We start from the raw sequence: 1,818 nt of genomic DNA, 5'->3' as shown, positions 1-1,818 counted from the left end.
TAGGATCTGACTCAATGAGTTTAGCAACAGAAGGATTATTAGCTAAAACAAGTACTCACCCAAGAGCATTTGGTACTCAAACTAAAGTTTTATCTGAATATGTAAGAGATAGAAAATGCTTCTCTCTTGAAGCAGCTGTAAGAAAATTAACTGGTCTTCCAGCACAAGTATTAAAATTAGACAGAAGAGGAACTTTAGCTGAAGGAAACTATGCAGATATAGTAATATTCAATCCAGATACTGTACAAGATAAAGCAACTTATGCTAATCCAAAACAATATCCACAAGGAATTGAAACTGTACTTGTAAATGGTGTAGTTGCTTTAGAAAATGGTAAACAAGTAGATGTATTACCAGGAAAATTATTAAAAAACGCTTATGCAAGACAAAATCAATAATTTTTAATCAAAATAATTAATATGTAAACATCAATAGTCATTAACCTTTTAAAATATTATAATACAGTTCGTATACCGAGAACTTAAAAACCCTTGTCCCTTAAGAAATGACTATTAATATAGAAAAGGGGAATTGCCATTATGGTGGTTCCCCTTTTTGAAAAAGTAATAAAATGGAGGCTTTATAGATGTTAGACATAAAAATAATAAATGGAATTATAGTAGATGGTTCTGGTAAAGAAGCTTATAAGGCTGATTTAGGAATAATAGGAGATAAAATAGCAAAAATAGGTGATCTATCTAGTGAAGATGCAAAAACTATAATAGATGCAAAAGGACAAGTAGTATCACCAGGATTTATAGATATGCATACTCACTCAGATATGTCTTTAGTATATGATAGAAACGCATGTAGTAGAATACGTTCAGGTGTAACAACAGATGTTATAGGAAACTGTGGTATAGGTGTAGCGCCAGTAAAAGAAGAAAATAGACAATTATTACTTGACTATTTAGGAACAAGAATAGTTGGAAGTATGCCAGTAAAACTAGAATTACCATGGGATAGCTATGAAAGCTATGTAAAATACATGGAAGAAAATCCACCAGCAGTAAATATAGCACCACTTCTAGCTCAAGGACCAATTAGAATATATGAAATGGGATTCTCTAAAGAAGAACCAACTGACAAAGAATTAGAAAATATGGTCGATTTAGCAGATGAATGTATGCAAGAAGGACCTCTAGGAATGACTTCAGGTCTTGTGTATTTACCAGGTGAATATACTACACAAAATGAATTAGTAGAGCTTTGCAAAAAAGTCGCTAAATACGATGGTTTCTATGCAACTCATATGAGAAATGAAGGAGACGAAATATTTGAAGCAATGGATGAAGCTATAGATGTAGCTAAAAAATCAGGTGTAAGACTTCATATATCTCACTTAAAATGTTTAGGACATAAAAATTTTGGACAAACAGATAAATTATTTGCAAAAATAAACAAGGCTAGAGAAGAAGGCGTTAAAATGTCATTTGATGTTTATCCATACAACGCAGGAATGACTTCTCTATCAGCATTACTACCTCCTTGGATGTTTGAAGGTGGAGTAGACAAAATGGTAGAGAGATTAACTGATGAAAAAAATAGAAAGCAAATAATTCACGATATAGAAAATGGATTACCAGGATGGCAAAACTTCGGTGGAAACTTACGTTCATGGGATGATGTAACAATAGTTTCAGTTACTAAGGATGAAGATTCTTGGAGGGAAGGAATGAAACTAACTGAAATAGCAGCTAAATGGGATAAAGACGTATACAATACAATGTTTGACATACTTTATAAGGAAAATGGTAGAGTTCAAGTAACGATAGTATTGATGGATGAAAAGGACGTAGAAACTATATTATGCCATCC

2 protein-coding genes are annotated in these 1,818 nt (G+C 32.4%); both read left to right on the top strand.

Annotated elements, in window-relative coordinates:
• Positions 1 to 398, top strand: a 398-nt coding sequence (locus ACI3VO_RS01090; RefSeq protein WP_439756130.1) for an amidohydrolase family protein, incomplete at its 5' end; no start/stop codon positions are given.
• Positions 399 to 586: 188 nt separating this feature from the next.
• The coding region (locus tag ACI3VO_RS01085) for an N-acyl-D-amino-acid deacylase family protein (protein ID WP_439756129.1) at positions 587 to 1,818 on the top strand (1,232 nt) is incomplete at its 3' end.

The organism is Intestinibacter sp., assembly GCF_051866655.1.
GTDB lineage: Bacteria > Bacillota > Clostridia > Peptostreptococcales > Peptostreptococcaceae > Intestinibacter.
This window is presented reverse-complemented; position numbering and strand designations above follow the sequence as displayed.